A 26,292-nucleotide genomic window follows, 5' to 3' on the forward strand; every position below is an offset into this window, starting at 1 on the left:
GGGCTAACGCCTGCTGAACAATGGCGATGCATGACTCGCGGCGGCCAGCTCCGTGGCGGCCGCGAGCAAGGTCGGCCCGAGCTTCTCCATGCGCTTTTCGTCGAGTCTGACAAGCGGCCCCGCAATACTGATTACGCCCATCGCCGCATAGCCGCGCCGCTGCACAGGCGCGGCCATCGCTGTCATGCCGGGCGCAAAAACCTCGTTGATCGTCGCATAGCCTCTTTCCCTCGCGGCGTGGACGAACTTCAGCAAACCGGCAATCGTGGTCGGCGCGTTCGGACCATAGTGTTTCGGCTGTCCAAAGCCCTGCCGCGATACGAGTTCGAGTGCGCGCTCGTCGGTCATGGTCATCATCCATGCGTGGCCCGTGGCGCTGCACGACAGGATCGTGTCCATGCCCATGTCCGGGTCGTAGCGCAGCCCCTTCAACGCGCCCTGCGCTTTCGCGACCCACGTCAACCGGTCGCCGTCCACGATCGCGAGCCGCACCAGTTCGCCCGATGTTTCGGCCAGCCGGTCGAGCATGGTTTGCGCGATGTCGACAATGCCGGAGGTTGCGAGAAAGCCAAGGCCAAGACCTACGAGCTTGGTCGTGAGCACGTAGTCGCCATGCTCGCGCAATTGCCGCACATAACCGCATTGCTTCAGATCGACCAGCAACCGATGACACGCGCTCCTCGGAATATCGAGTTCATCGGCGATCATCGCGAGCGGCGTGCCCTCCATTTGAGTGGCGAGAAATTCGAGGACGGCGAGGGTGCGTTCCGTGACGCCGGGCATGTCGGTCTCCGTGTTTTCGTCTGTGTATGCATCGCCTGGCTGTGATCGGGCGAACGCAGTTTTGCACATTATGAGATCAAATTCCAGCCTGGAATGGCGTCCCACCTAGGGGTGCTAAGCTGGTTTCACGGTCGTGGCCTCGCTCATCGAGCGCCAGAACGGCCACGGTTTGATCGAACGAAACAACTAGACCAAAGCGCGGAAGCGGGTCGCCGAGCCCTGCTCGTCACCTGACATTCCGCGCGGCACAAAGATAAGGAGACGACATGATTCAGGATGTGCAACCCGGTGCGCACGCCGCCATGCGCACGCGAGCGGTCACCGCCGCCGCGATCGGCACCGCGCTCGAGTGGTTCGACTTCACGCTCTACGGCGCACTCGCCGCGACAATTTTGCCAAGGCTCTTTTTCCCGTCGATGGACCCGACGTCGGCGTTGCTCGCTTCGCTCGCCACCTTCGGCGTAGGACTGGCCGCGCGGCCGCTCGGCGCGATCATCTGCGGACACCTCGGCGATAAGCTCGGGCGACGCAACCTGATGCTGGGCACCGTCACCGTCATGGGCTTCGCGTCGATGGCGATGGGCCTGTTGCCAACCTACGCCAGCATCGGCGTCTGGGCACCGGTTCTGCTCGTGCTGCTGCGCATTCTGCAAGGCTTCGCGCTGGGCGGCGAATCGACCGGCGCGCAATTGATGGCCATCGAACATGCAAGCCCCGACCGGCGCGGCAAATACTCGGGGCTGCTGGGCTTGTGTTCGCCACTGAGCCAGATCATGGCCAACGGCGTGCTGCTCCTGCTGTCATCGACGATGACGGCGCAGGCCTTCGAATCGTATGGCTGGCGCGTTCCGTTCGTGCTGAGCTTCATCCTCGTGATCGTCGGCCTCTACATCCGGCTGAAGGTCAGCGAAACGCCCGCGTTCGTCGCGCTGCGCAAAACCGAAGTCGTGCACGTGGGCAGTCCGCTACGCGACGCACTGCGCCTGCACTGGCGCACCGTTCTGCGCTGGATGCTGTTCTTCTGCGGCCCCGCGGCGATCTTCTACCTGATCGTCGTGTTTTCGCTGAGCTACATCACGAAGACGCTCGCGATTCCGAAGCAGACCGGCTTCCTGCTGCTGATGGGCGCGAACGTCTGCGCGATTGTCGGCGCGCTGGCTGGCGGCATGCTGAGCGACCGGATCGGCCGCAAGACGGCACTGGCGATCGGCTCGACCGCGACGCTGCTCATTCTCTTCGTGTACTTCCAGATTCTCGACACCCGCAGCTTTCTGCCGATGCTCGCCGCAATGGGCTTCTTTCTTGGCTTCACCCAGTTCCAGAGCGGCATTCAGCCGGTTGCGTTCGCCGAAGCGTTTCCGACCAACGTGCGCTATTCCGGCTCGGCGCTCGCTTATACCGGCGCCAATCTGATCGCGGGCGGTCCGATGCCGGTGCTGGCCGTCTGGCTCTTTTCCGTCTGCAACGGTTCGCCGTGGGGCGTCGTCGCGGTGTGCGTGGTCTTCAACGTGATCTCGCTCGTGATGATCCTGACGGCACGCGAAACGCTCGGCATCGACATGAATCGCACCGACTCGGCGGCAGCCGTGACCGGCGAAGCGGATTTCGCGGCGGCGGGCGGGCGTGGCTAACAGCCCTCGGCTGCAAACGGCAGCGGCAACGGCAACGCGCAGCACCCGCATCACTCTGAATTTTGCAAACAGGCGACTGAATAATGACTGAACTCGTTTATGTACTGAATGGCTCGAACCTCAACATGCTGGGCAAGCGCGAGCCGCATCTGTATGGCACGACCACGCTCGCGCAGATCCAGCAGCAGGTGGAGGCGCTCGCGACCCGGCTCGAACTCCAATGCGAATTCCGCCAGACCAACAGCGAAGCGACCCTGGTCGACTGGCTGCAGGAAGCATTCGAGCGGGATGCTGCGGTCATCATCAATCCGGCGGGGTTTTCTTTTGCGTCGGTGCCGGTACTCGATGCGGTCAAGTTGATCGAGCGTCCATTGATCGAGCTTCACATCACCAACATTCATAAGCGCGATGAAACCTATCGCCACTCGCTGATTTCGCGCGCAGCCACCGGCGTGATTTGCGGACTCGGCGCGAGCGGCTATCTCGTCGCGATGCAGGCGATGGCAATGGCGCTGGGCAAAAGTCCCAGTTTCGGCTGAATCGTTGACGTAAAACCAACACTCGCCGCAGCGGACGACATCGTATAACCAGGCAGCTTTCACGAAGCCGTGCGCAGGTCGCACGGCTTTTTCGCGTCCATTCCTGCCCAAAAGCGCGGGTAAATAATTTTTACTAAGGGAAAACCCGTATAATCCACGCTCAAGAGGTCAGACAACTTCACGATATAGTTGCCATGACCCCTGGCTTGCGACCTGCCGCGCATCGCCCAACCTGAACCGTCCCCCGGCCCGCTCCGTGAACTCGACCTCGACCAGCACCACGACCGCCCTTCCGTTTCGAAACGCCCTGTTTGCGATGCTCGGCATCGGCCTCGTCAACATGTTGGTGGCACTCGACCAGACGGTCGTCAGCACCGCGCTGCCGTCGATCGTCGCCGAACTGCATGGCTTCGAATACTACGCATGGATCGCCAGCGCGTATCTGCTGGCATCAGTCGTGACGGTGCCGGTGTTCGGTCGGCTCGGCGACTATTTCGGCCGCAAGCGTTTCGTGATCGCCGCGGTAATCGTGTTCACGGTTGCCTCGGTGCTATGCGGGGTCGCGAACGACATGCTGTTCCTCGTAATCGCGCGCGGCTTGCAAGGCGTTGGCGGCGGCATGATGGTCGGCACGGCGTTCGCGTCGATCCCGGATCTGTTCCCCGACCCGCGTGCGCGGGTTCGCTGGCAGGTGGTGATGGCGGCGGCGTACGGTATCGGCACCGCCGCCGGTCCTTCGCTGGGTGGCTGGATGAGCGAGCACTGGGGCTGGCGTTCGACCTTCCTGATCAATCTGCCAGTCGGCGCGGCGGCGCTCTATTTCATCTGGGCGCATCTGCCGGCTTTCCGTCGGCCGCATGATGGCGAAGTGAAGATCGACTGGCTCGGCGCGGCGCTGGTCGCCGGGGTGCTGGGCGGCTTGCAAGCGTTTATCGAAGGCGTGCCCAAACACGGCCTGACTACTGGCACGACCATCCTTGGGGTCTGCGTGATCGCGGGCACCATCGCGTTGCTGATGTGCGAAAAACGCGCTACGCACCCCATCATTCCGCTGGATCTGTTCAAAGACCCGCAACTCGTCACGCTGTTCACCCTTGGCATGCTGTCCGGCTTCACGATGTTTTCGCTGATCTTCTTTGCGCCTTTGCTGCTGCAAGGCGGCTTTGGTTTGTCGCCGCAACAGGCGGGGCTGCTTGCCACGCCGATCGCCGCGTGTATTGCGCTCGGCAGCCTGCTGAACACGCGCATCGTGGTGCACATGAAAAAGCCCACGCAGATTCTGTCGATCGGCTTCGTGCTGCTGCTGTTTGCGTCGATCGGCATTGCGTTCGCGAATCCCGATACACCGACCGTACGGATCGAGTTGCCAATGGCGGCAGTCGGCATCGGCCTCGGTTTCATCCTCAACAATCTGAATGTGTTCGCCCAGGAGATCGCCGGACGTGAGCGCTTCGGCATCACGACCGCGTTGCTGCAATCCACCCGAATGGTCGGCGGCATGCTGGGCACGAGCATTGTCGCGACGGTCGTCGCGCATCATTACAGCCGCGTCGTCACGCGTACGATCAGCGTGCTCGGCGAACCGGCTGCGTCGCAATGGCGGCCGCATTTTGTCGACCTGCGCATTCTCATCGACGATGCATCGCGCGTGAAGCTGATCGCGGATATGAAGTCGTCGGGGCTGGATACGTTGGCGCTGATCGATTCCGCACGCGATGCTCTGGTGCAGTCGATTCATATCGGCGTGTGGCTGACCGCGGTTGCTTCACTGGTCGCCGCGCTGCTCGTGCAGCGTATTTCGCACGTCGTGTTTCGCAAGAGCTAAGCGGGCTCTCTCATCGCTGAAAGAGCGTCGGTGTGCGCGGCCAGTCATTGGACGCGCCGCACTCGCCGCACGCTCGCCGCGCCGCCTTCCCGACGAGAAAACGCCCGGCGACGTTGCCGTCCCGGGCGCTTGTTGCGGAGCCGTCTAGCGGCCCTTCGTTCGCGCGGCCGAGGGTGTTATCGCGGCCGCGGCGCCGGCTGCATTACTGTGCGCCGAGCTTCTTGATCAGCACGTCGAGCATGCCCATTTCTTCTTCGGTCAGGTCGGTCAGCGGAGCGCGGACCGGGCCTGCGTCGTGGCCGACCAGCTTCGCGCCAGCCTTGACGATGCTGACTGCGTAGCCTGCACGGCGGTTACGGATCTTCAGGTACGGCAGGAAGAAGTCGTCGATCAGCTTGCCGACCGTTGCGTGGTCGTCAGCCGCGATTGCGCGGTAGAAGTCCATCGCGGTCTTCGGGATGAAGTTGAACACAGCCGACGAGTACACCGGCACGCCCAGCGCCTTGTACGCCGCTGCGTAGACTTCAGCGGTCGGCAGGCCGCCGAGGTACGAGAAGCGGTCGCCCAGACGACGACGGATCGTCACCATGTTTTCGATCTCGCCCACGCCGTCCTTGAAGCCGATCAGGTTCGGGCAGCGTTCTGCCAGACCTTCGAGCATGTCGGCGTTGAGCTTCGAATTGGCACGGTTGTAGATGATCACGCCCATGTTCGGCACGGCTTTACACACTTCTTCAGCGTGCGCGGCGATACCTTCCTGGCAGGCTTCGGTCAGGTAATGCGGCATCAGCAGAATGCCGTTGGCGCCGTGACGCTCGGCTTCCTTCGCGTAGTCGATCGCGACGCGCGTCGGGCCGCCAGCGCCGGCCAGGATCGGTACCTTGCCCTTGCAGACTTCGGCTGCCGTGCGCACGACGTTGGAGTAATCGTCATGCGTCAGCGAGAAGAATTCGCCCGTGCCGCCGGCGACGAACAGTGCCGACGCGCCATACGGGGCGAGCCATTCGAGGCGCTCAGCGTACGTGTCGGCGCGGAAGTTGCCTTGTGCGTCGAAGTCGGTGACGGGGAAGGACAGCAGACCTTCCGAAACGATTGCTTTGAGTTCTTGAGGTGTCGTCATGGCGTGAATCGCGTTAAATGCGTGAAATACGTGGATAGCTTCAGGTTTGGGCGGTACGACGCGGCTTGCTGCGCCGCCGCCCGGACCGTCGAAAGTCTCAGCGCACGAGGCACGGGCGCTTGTTGTCGAACTTCCAGTTCGGAATCAGATATTGCATTGCGACGCCATCGTCGCGCGCACCGAGGCCGTGCTGCTGATACAGCGCGTGCGCCTTTTCGAGTTCGTCCATATCGAGCTCGACACCCAGGCCCGCTTTCTCAGGAACCTTGACCTTGCCGCCGACGATCTGCAACGGATCACGCGTCAAACGCTGACCGTCCTGCCAGATCCAGTGCGTGTCGATTGCCGTGATTTTGCCTGGCGCCGCCGCCGCCACGTGCGTGAACATCGCGAGGGAAATGTCGAAGTGGTTATTCGAATGCGAACCCCACGTCAGGCCCCACTCGTTGCACATTTGCGCGACGCGCACCGAGCCTTGCATCGTCCAGAAATGCGGATCGGCCAGCGGAATATCCACCGACTGCAACTGGATCGCGTGACCCATCTGACGCCAGTCGGTTGCGATCATGTTGGTCGCCGTCGGCAAGCCGGTTGCGCGGCGGAACTCGGCCATCACCTCGCGGCCCGAATAGCCGTTTTCCGCGCCGCACGGGTCTTCTGCGTAGGCCAGCACGTCGTGCTGGTCGCGGCACAGGCGCACCGCTTCAGCCAGCGACCATGCGCCGTTAGGATCGAGCGTGACGCGTGCGTTCGGGAAGCGTTCAGCCAGCGCGGTGACCGCTTCGATTTCGGCGTCGCCGGGCAGCACGCCGCCCTTCAGCTTGAAGTCGTTGAAACCGTAGCGGGCTTGCGCGGCTTCGGCCAGGCGGACCACCGCTTCGGGCGTCATCGCCTCTTCAGTGCGCACGCGGTCCCAGTCATCGCGGCCTTCGGCGCCACTCGCGTACGGCAGATCGGTCTTCTTGCGATCGCCGATATAGAACAGGTAGCCGAGCATTTCCACTTCGTCGCGTTGCTGGCCTTCGCCGAGCAGCGCCGCCACCGGCACGCCGAGGTGCTGGCCCAGCAAATCGAGCAATGCCGCTTCGAGCGCAGTCACTGCGTGAATGGTGGTGCGCAGATCGAACGTTTGCAGACCACGGCCACCCGCGTCGCGGTCGGCGAATTGCGTGCGGGCCTTGTTCAGGATCGCCTGCAGATTGCCGATCGATTGACCCACGACGAGCGGACGCGCGTCGTCGATCGTCTTGCGGATGCTCTCGCCGCCCGGCACTTCGCCGACACCGGTGTTACCCGCGCTGTCGCGCAGGATCACGACGTTGCGCGTGAAGAACGGGCCATGCGCGCCGCTCAGATTCATCAGCATGCTGTCCCGGCCGGCGACAGGCACGACGCGCAGTTCAGTGACGACGGGCGTGGCGTTCTTCGATTCGGAGAGGTTCGATGACATGAGAGTAGGTTCTGTAGAGTGAAAAAACCGGTGGATGGAACGCAGTGCGAGGTTAGCCACCATCGCGATCGTCGCGCTCCATACCCGCTCCGGATGAAAACCAGAAAATGCGTATCTATCGGCTAACGGTATTGAAAATCAGTGTAGTCAATGCGCGTTGCTGTGCCGCGAATCGGGCAGCACGTCGTTATCGCCGCGACGGTTGCGCGTGAGGAAACCTGCCGCCGCCGCAATCAACGAAGCCACGCCCAGTCCATATAGACCGCCGGTGATCGACCCGGTGTGCTGCTGCAAATACCCGAACGTGGCCGGCGCGAAGAAGCCGCCGAGGTTGCCCAGCGAGTTGATCAGCGCGATCACGCCGGCCGCGACCCGAGCGTCCAGATAGCCTTGCGGAATCGGCCAGAACAACGACGCCGCTGCCTTGAAGCCGATCGCCGAGAAGCAGATCGCCACAAACGACACCACCGGATTGCCCGAGGTCGACGCAAACAGGCCGCACGCTGCAATCACCAGCGCCGCTGCCAGCCAGGCCTGCTGGAAACGCCATTTCGCCGACAGCACCGCGAAGCCGTACATCCCGACCATCGCGATCAGCCACGGAATGGCATTGAACATACCGACCTGGAAATCGCTGAGACCGCCCATCTTGCGAATGATCGTGGGCAACCAGAAGGTGGCCGCGTAAATCGTCAGCTGGATCGCGAAGTAAAGAAAGCAGAACAGCAGGATTTGCGGGTCCTTCAACAGCTTCATGGTCGGCAGATGCACGCCGCCGCGAGCGTCACGCTCGGCCTGCTCCACGGCAATCGACCTTGCGAGCACCGTCTGCTCTTCTTTGGTCAGCCAGTGGGCGTCGCGAATGTGCGACTTCAACAACATCCAGCTCACCCCGCACAGCACGATCGAAAAGCCGCCTTCGATCAGGAACATCCACTGCCAGCCTTGCAGGCCGAATCCGCGAATGGACAACAGCGAACCCGTGATCGGACCGGACAGCACCGACGCCAGCGCGGAGCCGGACAGAAACACCGCGACGGCCTTGCCGCGCTCTTTCTGCGGCAACCACTGCGTGAAGTAAAAGACCACGCCGGGGAAGAAACCGGCCTCGGCCACCCCAAGCAGAAAGCGCAGCACATAAAACGACGTGTCGTTCCACACAAACGCCATCGCGCCCGCCACGAGGCCCCACGTGCCCATGATGCGGGTCAGCCACGCGCGCGCGCCGTACTTCTGCATCAGCACATTCGACGGCACTTCGAACAGCGCATAGCCGATGAAGAAAAGGCCGCTGCCCAGACCGTAGGCCGCCGCGCCGATACCCAGATCCGTCTGCATGTGCGAATTGACGAAGCCGATGTTCACGCGGTCGATGTAATTGGCGACGAACATGATCAGGAACAGCGGCAACACATGTCGCTTGACCTTCGAAACCGCGGATTCCAGCGGATCGGCCGCCAGGTTGAGAGCAGATGTCACGGGGGTCTCCAGTATCGGCCAGGCGGGCGGCTTGATTGACGCCATGCTGCGCATTTTTGATGCGTGATACGTTGTCTGACGACAGTCTACCCTTTTTTGATTGGCGATTCCAATGTGGTGTTTACCCTGTAAAATCCGCTGTTAATAGCCGCAGATACGAGACGCGAGCATATGGATCAAGAGCGTTTTTCACCGAACTAAGACGTCTGATGACTTAATTTGAGACCTCTCGCACCGTGCAATGCGCAACGAGTCGCCGTCTGAACAACTCGCCACCATCGCTACTCCGTAAATGGGACTCAACAAAACGTCCTGTGCCATACTTTATGAGAAACCGGGCCACGACATCGCCCGCGATGCCGGCCGGCACCATGATGGCCGGGCCATTGCGCCAGCGCCGTCACCCCGCGAAAACGCATGCCTTTCCGTCGATTAGTCAAACAAGCCACAAAACATGAGCAGCCTAACTGAGAAGGTGGTGGCCACCCTTTCCGATGAAATTCGCCGCGGCGTCCTGAGGCCAGGCGACCGCATTCCCACCGAAGTCGCGATGATGAAGCAACTGTCCGTGAGCCGCTCCGTGGTTCGCGAAGCGATTTCACGTCTGCAGGCAGCCAACGTGGTCGAGACGCGGCACGGTATCGGCACCTTCGTGCTCACGCCCTCGTCCGAAAAGCCGATGCAGTTGCCGACCGCCGATCTGTCCAACATGCTGGACGTGATGGCCATCATCGAATTCCGGATCGACGTCGAGGCGGCGTCGGCCGCGCTCGCCGCGACACGTCGCACGGAACAGAATCTCAAGCAGATTCGGGCTGCGCTGACGCGCTTCGAGTCTGAACTCGAACGCGGCAGTACGGACACAGTGGCGCACGACATCGAGTTTCATTTGCAGATCGCGCGCGCAAGCGGCAACCGCTATTTCTTCGATGTGCTCAGCCAGCTAGGCCGTGCGGTCAGCCCGCGCACCCGGCTCGGCTCTGCCGAAATCGCCGAACTCGATCATGTCGAGCATCTGCGCAATGTGCTGAGCGAGCATCAGATGATCTATCGCGCGATTGAACGCCAGGACGCGGACGATGCGCGCGCCGCGATGCGAATGCATTTGAGCAATAGCCGCGAACGACTGCGGCGTGCGCACGAGTTGAGCAGAGCGGCCGAGTGACGGTATGTAAGGACGGCCGTGGTTGATTCGCGGCTGCTGTCTTTTGCGAAGCAATTCCCGCTGGGCTTCCGAGCCCTGCGCACTCACCTTGGCTAGCAAGTAAAAAGCTACAACCGTACTGATTCAGGAGCGGATTCCTCGCAGCCTGAACGATGCATGCAGTGACTGCCTGCCTGGCAACTTCGCCGCCGACTCCAGCGGCAACGACAGCGACACCATCCGCGCGTGCCTGAATGCGATCTTCACCGAATTGGAAAGGTCCGTTCTATATTGCCTGGAGGCCGCCGTCGCCGCACACGCGTTGCGGGCCGACACGAATTGCGAACAGGTAGCCACATTCATCGTATCGTCGATGCACGGCGCGTTTCTGCGCGCGAGGACGCACGCGACCCGGCGCCGGTCGTCAATCTGAAGGAAGTGCTGTTCTCGAACGTTTTGCAACGCGCCTGACGACAAGGAGTTCCCCATGACGACGCCCAATCCGGCCCGCCGTTCCGCCATTTCCGCCATGGCGAAGACGGATTCGGCGGCGCTCGCCGTTAGTGGTGAGAACGGCGCGTCGTCGTCGGGTGCGATGGACCGGTTCGGCTCGCTCAACGTGTTCGTCCGCGCCGCCGAAACCCGCAGCTTCACCGAAGCGGGCCGACAGCTGGGCATCTCGTCGTCAGCGGTGGGCAAGGCAATCTCACGGCTCGAAGGACGGCTCGGCGTGCGCCTGTTTCATCGCAGCACACGCAGCATTGCGTTGACACCCGAGGGCGTGACTTTTCTGACGCGCTGTCAGCGGATCATCGAAGAGATCGAGGCTGCCGAAGCCGAACTGGCGCTCGCCCATGCCGAACCGCGCGGACGGCTGCGCGTGAGCATGCCAATGGTGAGCACATTGATGATGCCGGTCATCGGCGCATTCATGACCGCGTATCCGGACATCACGCTCGATATCGATTTCTCCGACCGGATGGTCGACGTGATCGAAGAGGGCTTCGACGTGGCGACCCGCACTGGCGATGTCGCCGATTCCACGCTGATCACGCGCACGATGGGCACGTTCCGCCAGGTGATCGTCGGCTCGCCCGCGTACTTCGCGCGGCGCGGCGTGCCGACCGAGCCGGAGCAATTACGCGACCATGCGTGCCTGCAGCATCGCTTTCCGACCACCGGTAAATTGCGGCGCTGGCCGCTGAGCCGCGACGGCGAGACCCTCGATATCGAATTGCCGACCGTGGCGATCGTTACTGCCGTCGAGCCGCTCATCCTGCTCGCGGAACAGGGGCTCGGCCTCGTCTGCGCGCCCGACTTCACGGTGCGCGCACGGCTTGCCGAAGGCTCGCTCGTAGCGGTGCTGGACCCGTATCTGGACAGCCCCAGCGTGTTTCGCGCGCTGTGGCCGTCGGGTCGGCAGATTTCGCCGAAGGCGCGGGCCTTCGTCGATTATCTGACCGAGCATCTATTTCCGACTTCACCGACAGCGGTTGAGGCACGGGGTTAGGCGGCCAGCGCTTCGGCTCCGGCGTCGGCTTCAGCTTCGGCCTCTTCCCGATAGAACGGATAGTCGGTATAGCCGACTTCAGTGCCGCCAAAGAAGGTCGGCCGGTCGTACGGGTTCAGCGGCAGCTTAAGGCGCAAACGCTCCGGCAAATCCGGATTCGCGATGAAATCGCGGCCAAACGCGACGAGGTCGGCATCGCCAGCGGCCAGAACCGCTTCCGCTGAATCGCCTTTGAAACCGCCCGCCGCGATGATCGTCCCTGGATAGTGCTTGCGGATCGTCCGCGCGGCGACCGGGTCAGGATTGCGGCTTTCGTCCTCGACATTGCCCGCGATGCGCGGCTCGATCAGATGCAGATACGCGAGGTCGAGCTTCGCGAGTTGCTCCGCCACATGCGTGAAGAGACCGACCGGGTCGCGATCGGACATATCGCCCCACGATCCGCTCGGGCCCAGACGGACCGCCACCTTGTCGCTGCCCCACACCGAAATCACCGCGCGGGTCGCTTCCATCAGCAGACGCGCGCGATTGTCGAACGAGCCGCCGTAGGCGTCCGTGCGCTGGTTGCTGCCGTCCTGAAGAAACTGATCGAACAGATAGCCATTCGCGCCGTGTAGTTCGACGCCGTCGAAACCCGCTTTCACGCCGCGTTCGGCGGCAGTGCGGAAGCTCTCGACAATCGCGGCGATCTCGTCGATCTGCAATGCGCGGTTCGGGGTATTCGGAACCCAGCCGGCCTCCGTATAAGCGACCCCGCCATGCAGCACTTCAGACGGACCCACCGGCTGACCACCATCGGGCTGCAATTGCGCGTTCGACTGACGTCCCGCGTGATAAAGCTGCAGGAAGATCCGGCCGCCCTTCGCATGCACGGCGTCGGTGACTTCGCGCCAGCCGGCGATCTGGCTGTCGTCGTAAAGACCGGGCGCACCGAGATAGCCGTTGCCGTTTGCGGCGGCGATCGTCGCCTCACCAATCAGCAACGCGCCGGGCGACGTACGTTGCGCGTAGTACTCGGCCATCAGACGGCCTGGCCGTGCGCCGTCTTCGGCGCGCATCCGTGTCAGCGGGGCGAGCACGACGCGGTGCGCGAATTCATAAGGTCCTACTTTGACGGACGTAAAGAGCTTGCTCATGACGTTTTCTCTTCTCTCAAAAGTGATCTGGTGAATGACTGCCGCCGGGCGTTCGGTGCGTTGTCTGGCGTTGGTAACAATCTATAGGTGCGGCTCGTCGGGAAAAACGGGCCGCCCTTCCGAAGACTCCGGACCGTGCAGTCCGCAATGTGCTGGAAGCCTGACGGGTGTTGGGATGGACGGCATGCATCGATTGTTGCGATGGCTGAGCCTGTGTGTTTCAGCGGGAGCCGGCTACTTGCCGAGCGCATCCTTGAGACTCGTGTGACGCGTGCCGAACGTCAGGATCACGATCATGCTGAGCACGGCAAGAACGCCGCCGAGATGCATCGTCGACGCAATCCCGAGGTGGTCGACCACCGCGCCGCCAGCGAGCGAGCCGAGCGCGATCGACGTCTGCACTGTGCTGACGAACATCGACGAACCCGCTTCCGGCCGATCCGGCGAAGTCCATTGCATCCAGATGCTCAGGCTCAGCGGAATCGCGCCATACGCGATGCCCCACAGCAGCACCGCCGCGATCACGGCAGCATGCGACGCCTGGAGCATCGGCAACGCCAACAACGCAAGCGCCAGCAACCCGCCCAACGACAGCAACGACGCCTTCAGATGCCGCGCGACGACCGCCGAGACCGCGAAATTCGCGCCGAACCCGACAACGCCGAAGCCCAGCAGCACGGCCGTAATCCACGAAGCACCAAACGATGCATTGCGTTCGAGAAACGGCGCGATGTACGTATAAGCCGCGAAGTGCGCGCCGAACAGCAGGCCGACCAGCAACAGACTGCGGCGCACGGTTGGGCGGCCCAGCATCGCGCGGAAATCGTCGGGACGAATCGCCGCTTTGGGCGGCAGTGACGGCAGGAACGCGGCCTGCGCCGCCAGCGCGAGCGCAGCGAGCACGGCGGTCGCGAAGAACGACACGCGCCAGGAACTAAGATCGGCGATCAAGGTGCCGAGCGGCACGCCGACCACCGTCGCCAGCGTGATACCCATGAAGATCGTCGCGCCGGCGCGGGCCGCCTGGTCTTCTCGCACGAGTTGCCCCGACGCACCGAGCGCGACCGTCCAGAAGCCGCCGAGGCTCGCGCCCAGCAAAGCGCGTCCCGCCAGCATTGCGGCAAAGCTCGGTGCGAGCGCCGACATCACGTTCGACGCCAGCAGCAGCGCGGCCAGCAGCAACAGGATCAGCCGCCGGTTGATGCGCCCCGCCGCCAGCAGCAACACCGGTGCGGAGATCGCGGCGATGACGCCCGGGGTCGTCACCATCAGACCAGCGGTGCCCGGCGTCACGCCGAGGTCGTGCGCGATCTGCGGCAACAGGCCAACCGGCATGTATTCGGTCGCCACGAACGCGAACGACCCGACCGCGACCGATAAAACCGCCGCCCACGACGGTCCGCGCGCGGGGGCGTCGAGCGTCGGTAAAAGTGCTGCGCCGTCGCCCACGGCCACCTGTGGCGCGGACGGGCAGGCTAGTTGATTGGCATCCATGGAAATTCTCCGATTCGAAATATTGGGAACCGGCGGAGCGTCGCTGCGCTGACGTGACCGCCGGTCAATACGACTTTCTGAAACGGAGAGTAGAAGGATCGATGGGGAATGTGGCTCCCCATCAGCGCGACAGACGGGCGCCGCGATATTATCGGGACGCGCCAGGGGGTGCTTGGTGGCGGCTTGGTGCCGGCTTGGTGGCGGCTTGGTGGCGCTTGGTGCCGCCTGGTGTCGCTTGGTGGCGCGTGGTGGCGCTTGATGCCGCTTGGTGTCGCTTGGTGTCGCTTGGTGTCGCTTGGTGTCGCTTGGTGGCGCTTGGTGGCGCTTGGTGCCGCTTGGTGCCGCTTGATGCCGCTTGATGCCGCTTGATGCCGCTTGATGCCGCTTGATGCCGCTTGGTGGCGGCTTAGTGGTGCTTGGTGGCGGCTCAGTGCCGCTTGGTGACGGCTAGGTGGCAATCGCCGTCAGCACTGGCACGGCGATCTGGCCGCCAACAGCAGACTCGACTCACGCGTTCCGTCGCTTTGCAGGCATCCACCCGGGAGGTTCCGATTTGGCGCTCGGCAATATCAACGACATCGCGACGTTCGTCGCCGTAGTCAAAGCCGGCAGTTTCACGGCGGCGGCGCAGCAACTCGGCCTTACACGTTCGGCGGTCGGCAAGATCGTTGCGCGACTCGAAGCACATTTGCAGGTGCGACTGTTGCATCGCACTCCGCATAGTCTCGGTCTCACGGACGACGGCTCCGTGTTCTTCGCGCGCTGCACGCAGATTCTCGACGACCTCGAAGAAACCGAAACCGCGATGGCGGTACGCAGTGCAACACCGGTAGGAACTTTGCGCATCAGCCTGCCCATCGGACTCGGCCATCGTCAGGTCCTGCCGGTCATCGAGGCGTTTCTCGAACGCTGGCCGGCGGTATCGGCCGAAGTCAGCTTCACGGACCGCTTCGTCGATCTCGTCGACGAAGGTTTCGACGTTGCGATCCGCGTCGGCGAGCCTAAACCGGATTCGCGGTTGATCGCCCGCACGGTGGCAACGCAACGACTGATCACCTGCGCGTCGCCCGCGTATCTGGAGCGCCGGGGAATACCGGCAACCCCGCCTGATCTGATGCAGCACGAGTGCCTGCACTTCGTCAGCGCTGGGCGTCCGCAGCCGTGGCTTTTTAACGGCTTCGAGCAACCGCCCGTGGAAACGGGCGGCCGATTGAAGATGGACAGCGCCGAGGCGTTGATCGGTGCGGCTGCGCGCGGCGCGGGCATCGTCAATCTGCCCTCCTACCTCCTCGCCGCCGAAATCAGACAGGACCGCTTGCGGCCGTTGCTGCAATCCTTCGCGATGGACGGCCTGCCGATCCGCGCAGTCTATCCGACACGGCGGCACCTGACGCCGAAGGTGCGTCTTTTTATCGATGCCCTGGTTGACGCATGGCAGCCGCTGCCGCCATGGGAAGAGCCGGCCCGTTGAGAGCGATGCGCGAGGCATGAAACCGCGCGTCGTCCGAAATTAACCCCTACGACGATTCGGTGATTCAATCGTCGGGCGCCTGGCTTACGCTTCGTACTTCAGACAGCAGCAGCTTGAAACGAAGCGGGAAGGCGGACCTGGCGGCAGGAGCAGCGAAAACCGGCCAAGGCCACCCGGGTCATCCACGGAGCGACAAGCATGAGCGAAGCGAAACCCGAAGCTTTGCTGGTTCCGCTGTTCGCCGCGACCTGATGGCGCTGGCTGGGGGGCTCTAACACTGACGCGCCAACAGAAGAACACAGCTTCGACGGAGACGAAACATGGAACCCGCCACTCAAATTAGCGACGACACCCTCGACAACTTCGACGTCCACGGCGCGGCGCCGCTGCCTGCATCGAACGAAAGCGGACATGTCGAGCACGACGCCGCGCGCATCTGGTACGCCGCCTACGGCGCGGGCGCACCGGTGATCCTGCTGCACGGCGGCCTCGGCAACAGCGGCAATTGGGGCTACCAGGTGCCGGCGCTGGCGGACGCGGGTTATCGCGTGATCGCAATCGACAGCCGCGGCCACGGCCGCAGCACACGCGACGCGCGTCCGTACAGCTACGAGTTGATGGCGTCCGACGTGCTCGCCGTGATGGACACGCTGCGTATAGAGCGTGCCGCGATGGTGGGCTGGAGCGACGGCGCGTGCGTCGCGCTGATTCTCGGCGCGAGCGCGCCTGAGCGCGTGGCGGGCGTGTTCTACTTCGGCTGCAACATGGACCCGAGCGGCACGAAGGAATTCGTGTTGACGCCGGTTATCGAGCGATGTTTTAGCCGGCACACCAAAGACTACCGACAGCTTTCCGCGACGCCAGACGAGTTCGACGCCTTCGTCGCCGCCGTCAGCCACATGCAGAAGACGCAGCCCAATTACTCTGCGCAAGATCTGGCGCGGATCAAGGTGCCGGTCACGGTCGCCCAGAGCGAGCACGACGAATTCATCAAACCAGAGCACGCCGAGCACATCGCCCGCAGCATCCCCGGCGCGGAGTTGCTCGCGCTGCCTGACGTCAGCCACTTCGCGCCGCTGCAAAGGCCGGCGCAGTTCAATCGCGCGGTGCTCGATTTTCTGCGCCGGATTCTTCCGTGAGACGCATTGAGGCGCGGTGGTGAGTCGCCACGCCGCGTCACGTTGACGCCCCTCCGCGGCAAAACCGCGCGTCAAGCCCTTAAAATTTCACGATGTGATAAGAACCCGCGCTTCGTAAAAAATCGTTGTGCGTGGCACAAACGCGGCATTTCGCAATGTCACCGGGCGTTGCATATCGTGAAATTAAAATTATAAGTATTTATTTTTAAACGATAATTTTTATAAAAGCGAAGCCTTTAACACCCACTTGCGCCCCCGGATGCTGACGTAGACTCTTTTACAAGAGCCGACGCTTTACACGGTTGAGTTGATCGGAGGGCAGAAACACCGTCCGACCGGTCCCACAACCTGGGCAGGAAGCTGCCTCGGCATGACGATTTCTAAATCGCAATTGGGAGATGAAAAATGAAAGGCTTTCGCTTTGGATCGACCCAGGGAGCGTTCTACATTTTGCCGGGACAAGACGGTTGGGAGGCAACCTACGGCAATGAGACACTCGGTGAATTCAACAGCCCGCAACAGGCTGCCGACGACCTCGCGCGCGGCGTGACCTGCCCGCATCTGTCGGAAGGCGACGATACGTCGATGCTTGAAATTCCCGAGAAGCTCGCGGACTGGGAAATCGTTCACGTTTGATGGCGAGCATGACAGCTGGCCTCGTTGATGTGAATGCAGATGTGGACGTAAAAACGACAATGGCGCTCAGGAGCGCCATCGTCGTGTTGACTGCTTACTTCAGTGCGAATTGCGTCGCGGCTTCAGTCGCAGCAGCTGCCAGCTTGAGCGTATTAAGCGACCGAATCAACGATCTGATTCAGCGTCGCGCTCGGGCGCATTGCCTTGCTCGTCAGTTCCGTGTTCGGACGATAGTAGCCGCCAATCTCCGCCGGCTTGCCCTGCACTGCGCCGAGTTCGGCAACGATCTTCGCTTCGTTCTCAGCCATGGCCTTCGCCACACCCGCGAACTGCGCTTGCAGCGCCGCGTCTTCGGTTTGTGCAGCCAGTGCTTCGGCCCAGTACAGCGCGAGGTAGAAGTGGCTGCCGCGATTGTCGATACCACCGCCAACCTTGCGCGCCGGCGACTTGTCGTTGTCGAGGAACTTGCCCGTAGCCTGATCCAGCGTCTTGGCCAGAATTTGCGCCTTCGGATTGTGGTACGCGTTGCTCAGATGTTCGAGCGACGCAGCCAGCGCCAGGAATTCGCCCAGCGAGTCCCAACGCAGGAAGCCTTCTTCGACCAGTTGCTGAACGTGCTTCGGAGCCGAACCGCCTGCCCCCGTTTCGAACAGACCGCCGCCTTCCATCAGCGGGACGATGGACAGCATCTTCGCGCTGGTGCCCAGTTCCATGATCGGGAACAGGTCGGTCAGGTAATCGCGCAGCACGTTGCCGGTGACCGAAATCGTGTCTTTGCCGGCACGGATACGTTCGACCGAGAACTTCGTTGCTTCGACCGGCGTCAGCACACGAATGTCCAGACCGCTGGTGTCGTGGTCCTTCAGGTATTGCTCAACCTTCTTGATGATCTGCGCGTCGTGCGCACGAGCCGCGTCCAGCCAGAACACAGCCGGCGTGTTTGACGCGCGGGCACGGTTGACCGCCAGCTTGACCCAGTCCTGGACCGGCGCGTCTTTGGTCTGGCACATACGGAAGATGTCGCCCGCTTCAACCGGTTGCTCGATCAGGACCGCGCCGCTTGCGTCGGTCACGCGAACCACGCCATTCGCCGCGATCTGGAACGTCTTGTCGTGTGAACCGTATTCTTCAGCGGCTTGCGCCATCAGGCCGACGTTCGGCACCGTGCCCATCGTGACCGGGTCGAATGCGCCGTGCTTCTTGCAGTCTTCGATCACAGCCTCGTACACGTCAGCGTAGCAACGGTCCGGAATCACCGCCTTCGCGTCGTGCAGTGCGCCGTCGGCGCCCCACATCTTGCCCGACTCGCGGATCATGGCCGGCATGGAGGCGTCGACGATCACGTCGCTCGGCACGTGCAGGCTGGTGATGCCCTTGTCCGAGTTGACCATGGCCAGATGCGGACGCTGTTCGTATTGCGCCTTGATATCGGCTTCGATTTGAGCAACCGTTTCCGCCGGCAGGTCTTTCAGACGCGCGTACAGATCGCCGATACCGTTGTTCGGATTGAAGCCGACCTTCGCCAGCGCTTCAGCGTGCTTGGTCAGCACGTCGTTGTAAAACACCGAGACGACCTGGCCGAAGATGATCGGGTCCGAGACCTTCATCATCGTGGCCTTCAGGTGCACCGAGAACAGCACGTCGTTCTTCTTTGCGTCGGCGATTTCTGCTTCGATGAAGCTGCGCAGCGCGTTCTTGCTCAGCACCGATGCGTCGATGATCTCGCCCGCCTGCACCGCCGTCTTTTCTTTCAGAACCGTCTTCGAGCCATCCGCAGCCGTCAGCTCGATCTTCACGGCGCCGGCTGCTGCGATCAGCGCCGACTTTTCGCTACCGTAGAAATCGCCGCTGCTCATGTGCGACACGTGCGACTTCGAGTCCGCGCTCCACGCGCCCATCTTGTGCGGGTGCTTGCGTGCGTAGTTCTTCACCGACAACGGCGCGCGGCGATCCGAATTGCCTTCGCGCAACACCGGGTTCACGGCGCTGCCCTTGATCTTGTCGTAGCGAGCCTTGACGTCTTTCTCTTCGTCGGTCGTAGCGACGTCCGGGTAAGCCGGCAGCTTGTAGCCCTGGTCGCGCAGTTCGGCGATCGCGGCCTTCAGTTGCGGCACCGAAGCGCTGATGTTCGGCAGCTTGACGATGTTCGCTTCCGGACGCGTGGTCAGCCCACCCAGTTCAGCCAGATCGTCCGGGCCCTTTTGCTCGGCGCTCAGGTAGTCGGGAAATGCAGCAATGATCCGGCCGGCCAGCGAGATATCGCGCGTTTCAACGATCACGTCGGACGAGCGCGTGAACGCCTTAACGATCGGCAGCAGCGAATAGGTCGCCAGTGCAGGCGCTTCATCGGTCAGGGTGTAGATGATCTTCGGCGATGTGGACATGTTTGATGCTTTGCTAAGTGAGGTGATAGACAGAGCGTTGGTCGCGCTGAGCCAGCGATTGGCGACGGAACAGACAACCCAGCGAAACGCAGCAAAAACGCCGCGCGACCCACGGCACCACTTTTTACGGCCAGACCGTGAGTATATGCGTGTTTTCCTCTATTCGCTGCTAAACAAACATATCCGCGAAACGCGCTCGACGGGATCAAGCCCCGCCACATAAGGCTTAGCGCGAAATACAAGACTTTTAAGACATGTGTCTTATAGATGACTTGAGACAACTTTCCGGTGGTGCGGTGCGGCAAATTTATCTTGTCTGAGCTAAATATTTTACTTTTTGAGAAACCTTACGCTAAACGTCGGGCGGACGGACAGCGCATAGGGGCGCCGCCAAGTCCGCATCAGCTCTCCGCCGCGTCGAGCATCGCGGGAATCTCCGCGACCAGCGCATCGATCGCGCAGCGCGTCTTCAGCGCGAGATAACGGCTCTTCGGCCACACCACGTGGATTTCCTGTGACGGCCGGAAGCAGTTCTCCATCACAGTCACGAGTTCGCCGCTTCGCTCATAACGTGCGAGTAGCCAGCTCGGCAACCACGCCAACCCGAAGCCGGCGAGAGCGGCATCGACAATCCCCTGCATGTCGTCGAACCCCAGTTGCGGCTGGACCTGCGCGCGGCGGATCTGGCCGTCCGTATCGACCACGTCCCAAGGCTGGGCCGCGCCTGCACGCAAATAAGCAACCACCGTGTGTCCGCGCAAATCCTCGACATTGCGCGGCGTGCCGTGCCGCGCCAGATACGCCGGCGATGCGCCGATACTCGCGTGCTGCACGCCAAGACTGCGCGCCGCGAGGCTCGTGCTGTCGGCCAATGGACCCACGCGCACAACGAGATCGAAGCCTTCCTCGATGACATCGACAAAACGGTCGGTAATCGAAATGTCGATCTTCAGTTGCGGATGTTGGCGCGCAAGTCCCATCAGCACCGGCGCGACGCAATGGTGACCGAAGGCCTGCGGCACGCTGACCCGCAAACGCCCCTTGGGCTCACGCCGGCCTGAGTCGAGATCGGCTTCGGCGGCTTCGAGTTCGGCGAGCGCGCGGACGCAGCGGTCGTAATAAGCCTGCCCGTCTTCGGTCAGACTCTGGCTGCGCGTCGTGCGATTGAGCAGGCGCACGCCGAGCCGCTTCTCGAGCCGCACGATGACCTTGCCAACCGCCGAACGCGTCAGATGCATGCGCTCGGCCGCCAGCGCAAAGCTACCCGTTTCGACGACGCGCACGAACGTCGTCACGCCATCAAGCATGTCGCTCATACCTTCACCCTATTGATTCCCTGAAGGACGCACTGCTCGGATTTTCATGCGCCAATGGGGACATTTATTCCCTCTATATTACCTACTCATTGATGGCGAATGCCATCGCACTCGAAGGTAAGAATCCATGTCCAGTCATCTGAACGCGCCGCCAACGCGCGATGAACGCGCACGCGCGGAACCTGCTCCGGCAACCTCGGAAATTGAGCCGGCGCGGCGCGCGGCCGATACGCAACACGTGACGACGAGCCAAGCGGCCTCTTCATCGCGCGTGTTGGGTATTCAACGCAACACCCTCGCACTGGGCGCGATTTGCCTCGCATCGCTGATGTTCGGCCTCGAAATTTCCAGCGTGCCGGTGATTCTGCCCACGCTCGAACACGTGCTGCACGGCGACTTCAAAGGTATGCAGTGGATCATGAACGCGTACACGCTAGCCGTGACGACCGTCCTGATGGCAACCGGCACACTCGCGGACCGGTTCGGCCGACGTAAGGTTTTTGTGATCGGCATCGCGTTGTTCGGCGTGACGTCGCTGATCTGCGGCCTCGCGCAAAGCGTGCCGACGTTGATCGCCGCGCGTCTGCTGCAAGGCGCGAGCGGCGGCGCAATGCTGATCTGTCAGGTCGCCGTGCTCTCGCACCAGTTCAGCAGCGGTCCCGAACGCGCGCGCGCATTCAGCGCGTGGGGGATTATCTTCGGCATCGGGCTCGGTTTCGGACCGATCATCGGCGCGATGATCGTGGCGGTGTCGGGCTGGCAGTGGGTGTTCTGGGTGCACGCACTGCTCGCGGCCGTCACGTTGATGCTGGTGTTTGGCGGCGTGCAGGAATCGCGCGATCCGCACGCGCATACGCTCGACATCGCGGGCATTGTCACGCTCTCGCTCGCGGTCTTCGGCCTCGTGTATTTCATCACGCAGGTTCCGGATCTCGGCCTCATGAACCGTCGCGCACTGTTCATTCTCGTGGCGATGGCGCTCGCGTTCGTGGCCTTTCTCTGCGCGGAGAAATTCAACGTGCGTCCCATGTTCGATTTCTCCGTGTTCCGGATTCCGCAGTTTTCGGGCGCGCTAATGGGCTCCGCCGGCATGAACTTCAGCTTCTGGCCGTTCATGATCTATCTGCCAATCTATTTCCAGATCGCGCTCGGCTACGACAGTGTCGACGCAGGCGTTGCGTTGCTCGCCTACACGCTGCCGACGTTGCTGTTCCCGCCGCTCGGTGAACGGCTCATCGTGCGTTACGGTTCGGGAATCGCGATACCTGTGGGCCTGTTGACGATCGCAGTCGGCTTCCTGTTGATGCGATTCGGCAGCAGCGCCGCGCATCCGGGCGTGGCCAGCATGCTGCCCGGTTGTATCGTTGCGGGCGCCGGTCTCGGCCTCACCAACACGCCGGTGACCAATACGACGACCGCAGCAGTGCCGGCGCAGCGCGCGGGAATGGCGTCCGGCATCGACATGAGCGCACGCATGATCACGCTCGCGATCAACATTGCGTTGATGGGCGCGATCCTGGTCGGCGGGATTCTTTTTCATCTGAAAGCGAATTTGCCGAACACGTTTGGTCCGGCGGAACTCGGCAGCCTTGCCCAGAAGATCGCCGCGGGTAATCTCAGCGCGATCAGGACAGAAGCGCCTGCGTTCGCGCAGATCGACGCGTCTGGAAGCCTCGTTCATGCTGCATTGATGCGGGGTTTCGGCTGGGTGATGCTGTATGGCGGAGTCGGCGTAGCGGTGCTTGCGGTGCTGAGCTTCGTGATTTCCGGGAGGGGGTCGAGAAGGCTGGAAAACGCGGAAACGCAGCAAGCCGCGCGCTGCGATTCCTGCTGAAGCGACGCGCCGTTATGTGCCCGAGCTTCAGACCGCGGTGCGCGAGATGATCGACGTGCTGGAAGCGGAGGCTACCGCCGGCACTCCGCAGTAAAGATACGAGCGGTGCGTGAGCAGGGTTTGCGATTTTCCGGCGCCTCACCGCCGACGCACGTTGCTGCCGCAATACTCAGGTCTCGCCACCCCGCGATGACTCGCGGCGAGACACTCAGCGCAATGTCTCTCCGCTTCGCGCACCATGAAATGCACCTGCGTTTGCGAGACCTTGAGCGCACGCGCCGTGCTTTGCAGCGTTTCCTCACGCACACGCACCATTTCGAAGGCGGCACGGCTACGCGGCGACAATTGCTCCAGCGCGTTGCAGACATGTTGCAACGCGTCCCGTGCGACGAGCGCGGCTTCGAGCGACGGCGCATGCAGGTCGTCTGCGTCAGCGCAAGAGGTGTGCTCGGCGCCGCTTTCCTGGCTCTGTCGACGGCAAACATCGATCGCCGCGTTATGCACCATGCGAGTCACGTAGGCGACCGGCTGACGCACGGCATCCTGATGCCGGAAGTCCACGAGCCTGATGAAGACATCGTGAACCACGTCCTCGGCGAGATCCGCACAACCTGTCAGCTCCTGAGCCACTTGAACAAGCGCGGGCCGGTTGTCGATCAGCACATCGAGCAAGGCGCCCTTCTCCCACGCCCCGCCGACAGACGCGCCGCGCGTACGCCGCGTGACGGAAGTACGGGCGCGCCCGGCATTGAGAACCGGCTTCGGCGGTACCGCTGTTGAAGGCTCCTGGCGGACCAATACCTCAGCCATGAATTCGCTCCCGATGTTTTCAAAGGACAGGGCGTCAATTTAACGTAAACGCGAATCATTCTCAACAATGACTTGTTGGGCCTGGGTGCCTCTGAGTTGCTTCCGCTTGGTTTTCACCTGGATCCCTGTGGGGAGTCGCGACAATCGGAATGGCCGATCAGCGACGAATCACGGCATTACTCGCGGTGCATTGCTTCGTCGCCCGCGACTGCATGCGAGGTGCAGCAAATCGACCCGAATCTGGTACAACTGAAGGCTGACCGGATGTGTTCGCATCGGTCGGCGCAAGACTGCAAACCTTTCCGCCAGTTGTCATACCGTGCGCCGCCTGCTTCGTATCCAGCAAAGCGGACGGGTTCGATGCGCCAAAAAATGCGGTCGCCGCGACTCAGCCTCGCGACGACGATCTGTATAACCCGGGTACGTACGTACGTACGAACGTCGACCGACCCGCCTTGATGGAGTGATAGATGGCTGATGCTTACCTGCAGGTGATCGCGCATTTCTACGCTAAACCCGGCAACGGTGACGCGCTCGTGGCACCGCTCACGGAACTGGCCGCGGCGACCCGCACCGAGCCCAGCAACCTGTATTACGAATTCTTCCGCTCGCCGCTCGCCCCGGATCACTTCGTGATCCTGGAGAAGTATCGCGATGCCAACGGTCTCACTGCACATCGCGAGACCGAGCATTTTCAGCGCCTCGGCTTCGGCACCATCATTCCGCTGCTCGAGCGGCGCGAAGTGTCGAGCCACATGGTGCCAGGAGACTCGGCATGATGAACACCTTCAGGTTTCAAACCGTTCCGACGATGGTCGTCGAGTTCGGCGCGGCGCGCCGCCTCGGCGCCTTGTTGCGCGGACAATTTCCCGCGCTGACGCGCGTGTGCGTGGTCACCGATGGTTTTCTGCACAAGAGCGGCCTGTTGAACCCCGCGCTTGCCGATCTTGCGGCGCACGGCTGGGACCCGATCGTCATCGACGACGTGATCGCCGATCCCCCCGAACATATCGTGCTCGAAACGACCTCGCGGGCGCGGCAGGCCGGCGCGGAAATCGTGCTGGGGCTGGGCGGCGGATCGTCGATGGACGTCGCGAAGCTGATCGCCGTGCTCGCTCCGCAGCAACAGCAGGCGCTCAGCGAGATGTATGGCGTGAACAAGGTTTCGGTATCGCGTCTGCCGCTCGTGCAAATGCCGACGACGGCGGGCACGGGTTCGGAAGTGACGGCCGTGTCGATCGTGACGGTGGGCGAAGCGAAGAAGATGGGCGTGGTCGCACCGCAACTGATCGCCGATCTCGCGATTCTCGACGCGGAACTCACGCTCGGTCTGCCGGTGGCGGCGACGGCAGCGACTGGCATCGACGCGATGGTGCATGCGATCGAGGCGTACACGTCTGTGCATCTGAAGAACCCGATCTCCGACATGCTCGCGGTGAAGGCGCTCGATCTGCTGTCGCGCAATCTGTTGCGTGCCTGCGAAGATGGCCAGAATCGCAACGCTCGCGAAGCGATGCTGCTCGGCGCGACCTTTGCGGGCCAGGCGTTTGCCAATTCGCCGGTCGCTGCGGTGCATGCGTTGGCTTATCCGGTTGGCGGCATTTATCACGTACCGCATGGTCTTTCGAATGCGCTTGTATTGCCGCATGTGCTGCGCTTTAACGCCGACGCGGCGGCTCATCTCTACGCGGAACTCGCGGACGTGGTGGTGCCTGGTGTGACGGGGAGTATCGAGAGCAAGACGATGGCGTTGATCGAGCGGCTCGAACAGATGATTGCTGCAACCGCGATTCCGGCGAGACTACGCGATGTAGGGATCGCGCGTGACGGCCTCGAACGCATGGCCAGCGATGCAATGTTGCAGACGCGGCTGCTGGTGAATAATCCGCGACCGGTGAGCGAAGAGGACGCGTTGGGGATTTATCTCGCGGCGTTTTAAATACCGCGTTGCTGCGTGCAGGGCTGCTGGTTGGTGGACGATGGCCCTGCACTGTTACGCATAACTCGAACGTTACGTAGCACGGCGCGGAACACGGCCTGGTCGTCGCTTGAAAAATCTCGTTTTTTGCGCTGGATATTCCTTACATTTTATTATTTTCAGAACAATTCTTTGTCAATCATTGAATTGACGCCATAAAACACATTTGGCGTGCAATTTGCATCGATGTGCCCATCAACAGTCGTTCAACGGGGACATCATGCAAAACTTTGCCGGTCGGACAGCCATCGCTGTGGCGACATCTACGCTGCTCGCACTCTACGGTTGCGGGTCCACGCTTACCACGCCTAATACCGGACTGGGAGGGGGCAATCTTTCGGGTACTTCGGGTACTTCGGGTACTTCGGGTACTTCGGGTACTTCGGGTACTTCGGGTACTTCAGGTACGTCGGGTACGTCGGGTACGTCGGGTACGTCGGGTACGTCGGGTACGTCGGGTACGTCGGGTACGTCGGGTACGTCGGGTACGTCGGGTACTTCAGGTACTTCAGGTACTTCAGGTACTTCAGGTACTTCAGGTACTTCAGGTACTTCAGGTACTTCAGGTACTTCAGGTACTTCAGGTACTTCAGGTACTTCAGGTACTTCAGGT

At 62.1% G+C, this 26,292-nt stretch carries 22 protein-coding genes; 12 read left to right on the plus strand and 10 right to left on the minus strand.

What is annotated here, in order from left to right; all coding sequences use genetic code 11:
- Positions 1-3 precede the first annotated feature (3 nt).
- On the minus strand, positions 4-783 hold the full coding sequence (locus tag LMG28727_RS11160) for an IclR family transcriptional regulator (RefSeq protein ID WP_201642351.1): 780 nt from the start codon (positions 781-783) through the stop codon (positions 4-6).
- Between the two features lie 266 nt (positions 784-1,049).
- On the opposite strand from LMG28727_RS11160, the gene LMG28727_RS11165 reads away from it, so the two are divergent.
- The 3 genes from LMG28727_RS11165 (at position 1,050) to LMG28727_RS11175 (ending at position 4,778) form a co-directional block, all read left to right on the plus strand.
- Positions 1,050-2,414, plus strand: coding sequence for an MFS transporter (locus LMG28727_RS11165; protein ID WP_201642352.1), 1,365 nt, complete (start codon positions 1,050-1,052; stop codon positions 2,412-2,414).
- Positions 2,415-2,497: 83 nt separating this feature from the next.
- A complete protein-coding gene (locus LMG28727_RS11170; protein WP_201642353.1) occupies positions 2,498-2,953 on the plus strand; it encodes a type II 3-dehydroquinate dehydratase in 456 nt (151 codons plus the stop codon).
- A 316-nt stretch (positions 2,954-3,269) separates the two neighbouring features.
- The gene (locus LMG28727_RS11175; RefSeq protein ID WP_201642408.1) at positions 3,270-4,778 is read left to right on the plus strand and encodes an MFS transporter; all 1,509 of its coding nucleotides are present in this window, start codon (positions 3,270-3,272) and stop codon (positions 4,776-4,778) included.
- Between the two features lie 202 nt (positions 4,779-4,980).
- On the opposite strand, the gene kdgD is transcribed toward LMG28727_RS11175, so the two are convergent.
- From kdgD to LMG28727_RS11190, 3 genes are all read right to left on the minus strand, one after another.
- Positions 4,981-5,898, minus strand: a complete 918-nt coding sequence (gene kdgD, locus LMG28727_RS11180) for a 5-dehydro-4-deoxyglucarate dehydratase (RefSeq protein ID WP_201642354.1) — start codon at positions 5,896-5,898, stop codon at positions 4,981-4,983.
- A 97-nt stretch (positions 5,899-5,995) separates the two neighbouring features.
- On the minus strand, positions 5,996-7,348 hold the full coding sequence (gene gudD / locus LMG28727_RS11185) for a glucarate dehydratase (RefSeq protein WP_201642355.1): 1,353 nt from the start codon (positions 7,346-7,348) through the stop codon (positions 5,996-5,998).
- A gap of 147 nt (positions 7,349-7,495) precedes the next feature.
- Positions 7,496-8,827, minus strand: a complete 1,332-nt coding sequence (locus tag LMG28727_RS11190; protein ID WP_201642356.1) for an MFS transporter — start codon at positions 8,825-8,827, stop codon at positions 7,496-7,498.
- A 454-nt stretch (positions 8,828-9,281) separates the two neighbouring features.
- On the opposite strand from LMG28727_RS11190, the gene LMG28727_RS11195 reads away from it, so the two are divergent.
- The 3 genes from LMG28727_RS11195 to LMG28727_RS11205 all read left to right on the plus strand — a co-directional run bounded on the left by LMG28727_RS11195 (position 9,282) and on the right by LMG28727_RS11205 (position 11,481).
- Positions 9,282-9,992: a FadR/GntR family transcriptional regulator gene (locus LMG28727_RS11195; RefSeq protein WP_201642357.1), complete on the plus strand. Its 711-nt coding sequence runs from the start codon at positions 9,282-9,284 to the stop codon at positions 9,990-9,992.
- 169 nt (positions 9,993-10,161) lie between these two features.
- Positions 10,162-10,404, plus strand: a complete 243-nt coding sequence (locus LMG28727_RS34760) for a TetR family transcriptional regulator C-terminal domain-containing protein (RefSeq protein ID WP_407945839.1) — start codon at positions 10,162-10,164, stop codon at positions 10,402-10,404.
- Between the two features lie 162 nt (positions 10,405-10,566).
- Positions 10,567-11,481: a LysR family transcriptional regulator gene (locus tag LMG28727_RS11205; protein ID WP_201642410.1), complete on the plus strand. Its 915-nt coding sequence runs from the start codon at positions 10,567-10,569 to the stop codon at positions 11,479-11,481.
- Here LMG28727_RS11205 and LMG28727_RS11210 read toward each other — a convergent pair.
- Positions 11,478-12,617, minus strand: coding sequence for an alkene reductase (locus LMG28727_RS11210; RefSeq protein WP_201642358.1), 1,140 nt, complete (start codon positions 12,615-12,617; stop codon positions 11,478-11,480). The genes LMG28727_RS11205 and LMG28727_RS11210 overlap by 4 nt on opposite strands.
- Positions 12,618-12,851: 234 nt before the next feature.
- Positions 12,852-14,111 carry an MFS transporter gene (locus LMG28727_RS11215; RefSeq protein ID WP_201642359.1) on the minus strand — a complete coding sequence of 420 codons (1,260 nt, stop codon included), beginning with the start codon at positions 14,109-14,111 and terminating at the stop codon, positions 12,852-12,854.
- A 451-nt stretch (positions 14,112-14,562) separates the two neighbouring features.
- On the opposite strand from LMG28727_RS11215, the gene LMG28727_RS11220 reads away from it, so the two are divergent.
- From LMG28727_RS11220 to LMG28727_RS11230, 3 genes are all read left to right on the plus strand, one after another.
- A complete protein-coding gene (locus tag LMG28727_RS11220) occupies positions 14,563-15,582 on the plus strand; it encodes a LysR family transcriptional regulator (RefSeq protein ID WP_201642360.1) in 1,020 nt (339 codons plus the stop codon).
- A 320-nt stretch (positions 15,583-15,902) separates the two neighbouring features.
- On the plus strand, positions 15,903-16,721 hold the full coding sequence (locus LMG28727_RS11225; protein ID WP_201642361.1) for an alpha/beta fold hydrolase: 819 nt from the start codon (positions 15,903-15,905) through the stop codon (positions 16,719-16,721).
- A gap of 405 nt (positions 16,722-17,126) precedes the next feature.
- The gene (locus LMG28727_RS11230; protein WP_201642362.1) at positions 17,127-17,357 is read left to right on the plus strand and encodes a hypothetical protein; all 231 of its coding nucleotides are present in this window, start codon (positions 17,127-17,129) and stop codon (positions 17,355-17,357) included.
- Between the two features lie 152 nt (positions 17,358-17,509).
- On the opposite strand, the gene LMG28727_RS11235 is transcribed toward LMG28727_RS11230, so the two are convergent.
- Together LMG28727_RS11235 and LMG28727_RS11240 are read right to left on the minus strand one after the other, a co-directional pair.
- The gene (locus LMG28727_RS11235) at positions 17,510-19,741 is read right to left on the minus strand and encodes an NADP-dependent isocitrate dehydrogenase (protein ID WP_201642363.1); all 2,232 of its coding nucleotides are present in this window, start codon (positions 19,739-19,741) and stop codon (positions 17,510-17,512) included.
- Positions 19,742-20,142: 401 nt separating this feature from the next.
- A complete protein-coding gene (locus tag LMG28727_RS11240) occupies positions 20,143-21,057 on the minus strand; it encodes a LysR family transcriptional regulator (protein WP_201642364.1) in 915 nt (304 codons plus the stop codon).
- A gap of 127 nt (positions 21,058-21,184) precedes the next feature.
- On the opposite strand from LMG28727_RS11240, the gene LMG28727_RS11245 reads away from it, so the two are divergent.
- Positions 21,185-22,891 (plus strand): MFS transporter, encoded by a 1,707-nt coding sequence (locus LMG28727_RS11245; RefSeq protein ID WP_201642365.1) that lies wholly within the window; start codon positions 21,185-21,187, stop codon positions 22,889-22,891.
- A gap of 138 nt (positions 22,892-23,029) precedes the next feature.
- Here the strand turns inward: LMG28727_RS11245 and LMG28727_RS11250 are convergent, their stop codons facing one another.
- Complete coding sequence (locus tag LMG28727_RS11250; RefSeq protein WP_201642366.1) at positions 23,030-23,701, minus strand: RNA polymerase factor sigma-70; 672 nt, start codon at positions 23,699-23,701, stop codon at positions 23,030-23,032.
- Between the two features lie 470 nt (positions 23,702-24,171).
- Between LMG28727_RS11250 and LMG28727_RS11255 the strand changes: the two genes are divergently transcribed.
- Positions 24,172-24,480, plus strand: coding sequence for a putative quinol monooxygenase (locus LMG28727_RS11255; protein WP_201642367.1), 309 nt, complete (start codon positions 24,172-24,174; stop codon positions 24,478-24,480).
- Positions 24,480-25,640, plus strand: a complete 1,161-nt coding sequence (locus LMG28727_RS11260) for an iron-containing alcohol dehydrogenase (protein WP_201642411.1) — start codon at positions 24,480-24,482, stop codon at positions 25,638-25,640. Before LMG28727_RS11255 ends, LMG28727_RS11260 begins: the two co-directional genes overlap by 1 nt.
- Positions 25,641-25,987: 347 nt before the next feature.
- Here LMG28727_RS11260 and LMG28727_RS34125 read toward each other — a convergent pair.
- Positions 25,988-26,292 (minus strand): hypothetical protein (locus LMG28727_RS34125; protein ID WP_236591710.1); only part of this gene is annotated, 305 nt, incomplete at its 5' end.

This window comes from Paraburkholderia metrosideri (assembly GCF_904848625.1).
Classification (GTDB): Bacteria; Pseudomonadota; Gammaproteobacteria; order Burkholderiales; family Burkholderiaceae; genus Paraburkholderia; species Paraburkholderia metrosideri.

Coding starts and splice junctions, on each gene's coding strand:
- LMG28727_RS11215 (WP_201642359.1), bottom strand. CDS start 14,111: ATGGATGCCAATCAACTAGCCTGCCCGTCCGCGCCACAGGTGGCCGTG.
- LMG28727_RS11195 (WP_201642357.1), top strand. CDS start 9,282: ATGAGCAGCCTAACTGAGAAGGTGGTGGCCACCCTTTCCGATGAAATT.
- LMG28727_RS11250 (WP_201642366.1), bottom strand. CDS start 23,701: ATGGCTGAGGTATTGGTCCGCCAGGAGCCTTCAACAGCGGTACCGCCG.
- LMG28727_RS11170 (WP_201642353.1), top strand. CDS start 2,498: ATGACTGAACTCGTTTATGTACTGAATGGCTCGAACCTCAACATGCTG.
- gudD (WP_201642355.1), bottom strand. CDS start 7,348: ATGTCATCGAACCTCTCCGAATCGAAGAACGCCACGCCCGTCGTCACT.
- LMG28727_RS11260 (WP_201642411.1), top strand. CDS start 24,480: ATGAACACCTTCAGGTTTCAAACCGTTCCGACGATGGTCGTCGAGTTC.
- LMG28727_RS11210 (WP_201642358.1), bottom strand. CDS start 12,617: ATGAGCAAGCTCTTTACGTCCGTCAAAGTAGGACCTTATGAATTCGCG.
- LMG28727_RS11205 (WP_201642410.1), top strand. CDS start 10,567: ATGGACCGGTTCGGCTCGCTCAACGTGTTCGTCCGCGCCGCCGAAACC.
- LMG28727_RS11230 (WP_201642362.1), top strand. CDS start 17,127: ATGAAAGGCTTTCGCTTTGGATCGACCCAGGGAGCGTTCTACATTTTG.
- LMG28727_RS11160 (WP_201642351.1), bottom strand. CDS start 783: ATGCCCGGCGTCACGGAACGCACCCTCGCCGTCCTCGAATTTCTCGCC.
- LMG28727_RS11175 (WP_201642408.1), top strand. CDS start 3,270: ATGCTCGGCATCGGCCTCGTCAACATGTTGGTGGCACTCGACCAGACG.
- LMG28727_RS11225 (WP_201642361.1), top strand. CDS start 15,903: ATGGAACCCGCCACTCAAATTAGCGACGACACCCTCGACAACTTCGAC.
- LMG28727_RS11165 (WP_201642352.1), top strand. CDS start 1,050: ATGATTCAGGATGTGCAACCCGGTGCGCACGCCGCCATGCGCACGCGA.
- LMG28727_RS11245 (WP_201642365.1), top strand. CDS start 21,185: ATGTCCAGTCATCTGAACGCGCCGCCAACGCGCGATGAACGCGCACGC.
- LMG28727_RS11240 (WP_201642364.1), bottom strand. CDS start 21,057: ATGAGCGACATGCTTGATGGCGTGACGACGTTCGTGCGCGTCGTCGAA.
- kdgD (WP_201642354.1), bottom strand. CDS start 5,898: ATGACGACACCTCAAGAACTCAAAGCAATCGTTTCGGAAGGTCTGCTG.
- LMG28727_RS11255 (WP_201642367.1), top strand. CDS start 24,172: ATGGCTGATGCTTACCTGCAGGTGATCGCGCATTTCTACGCTAAACCC.
- LMG28727_RS11235 (WP_201642363.1), bottom strand. CDS start 19,741: ATGTCCACATCGCCGAAGATCATCTACACCCTGACCGATGAAGCGCCT.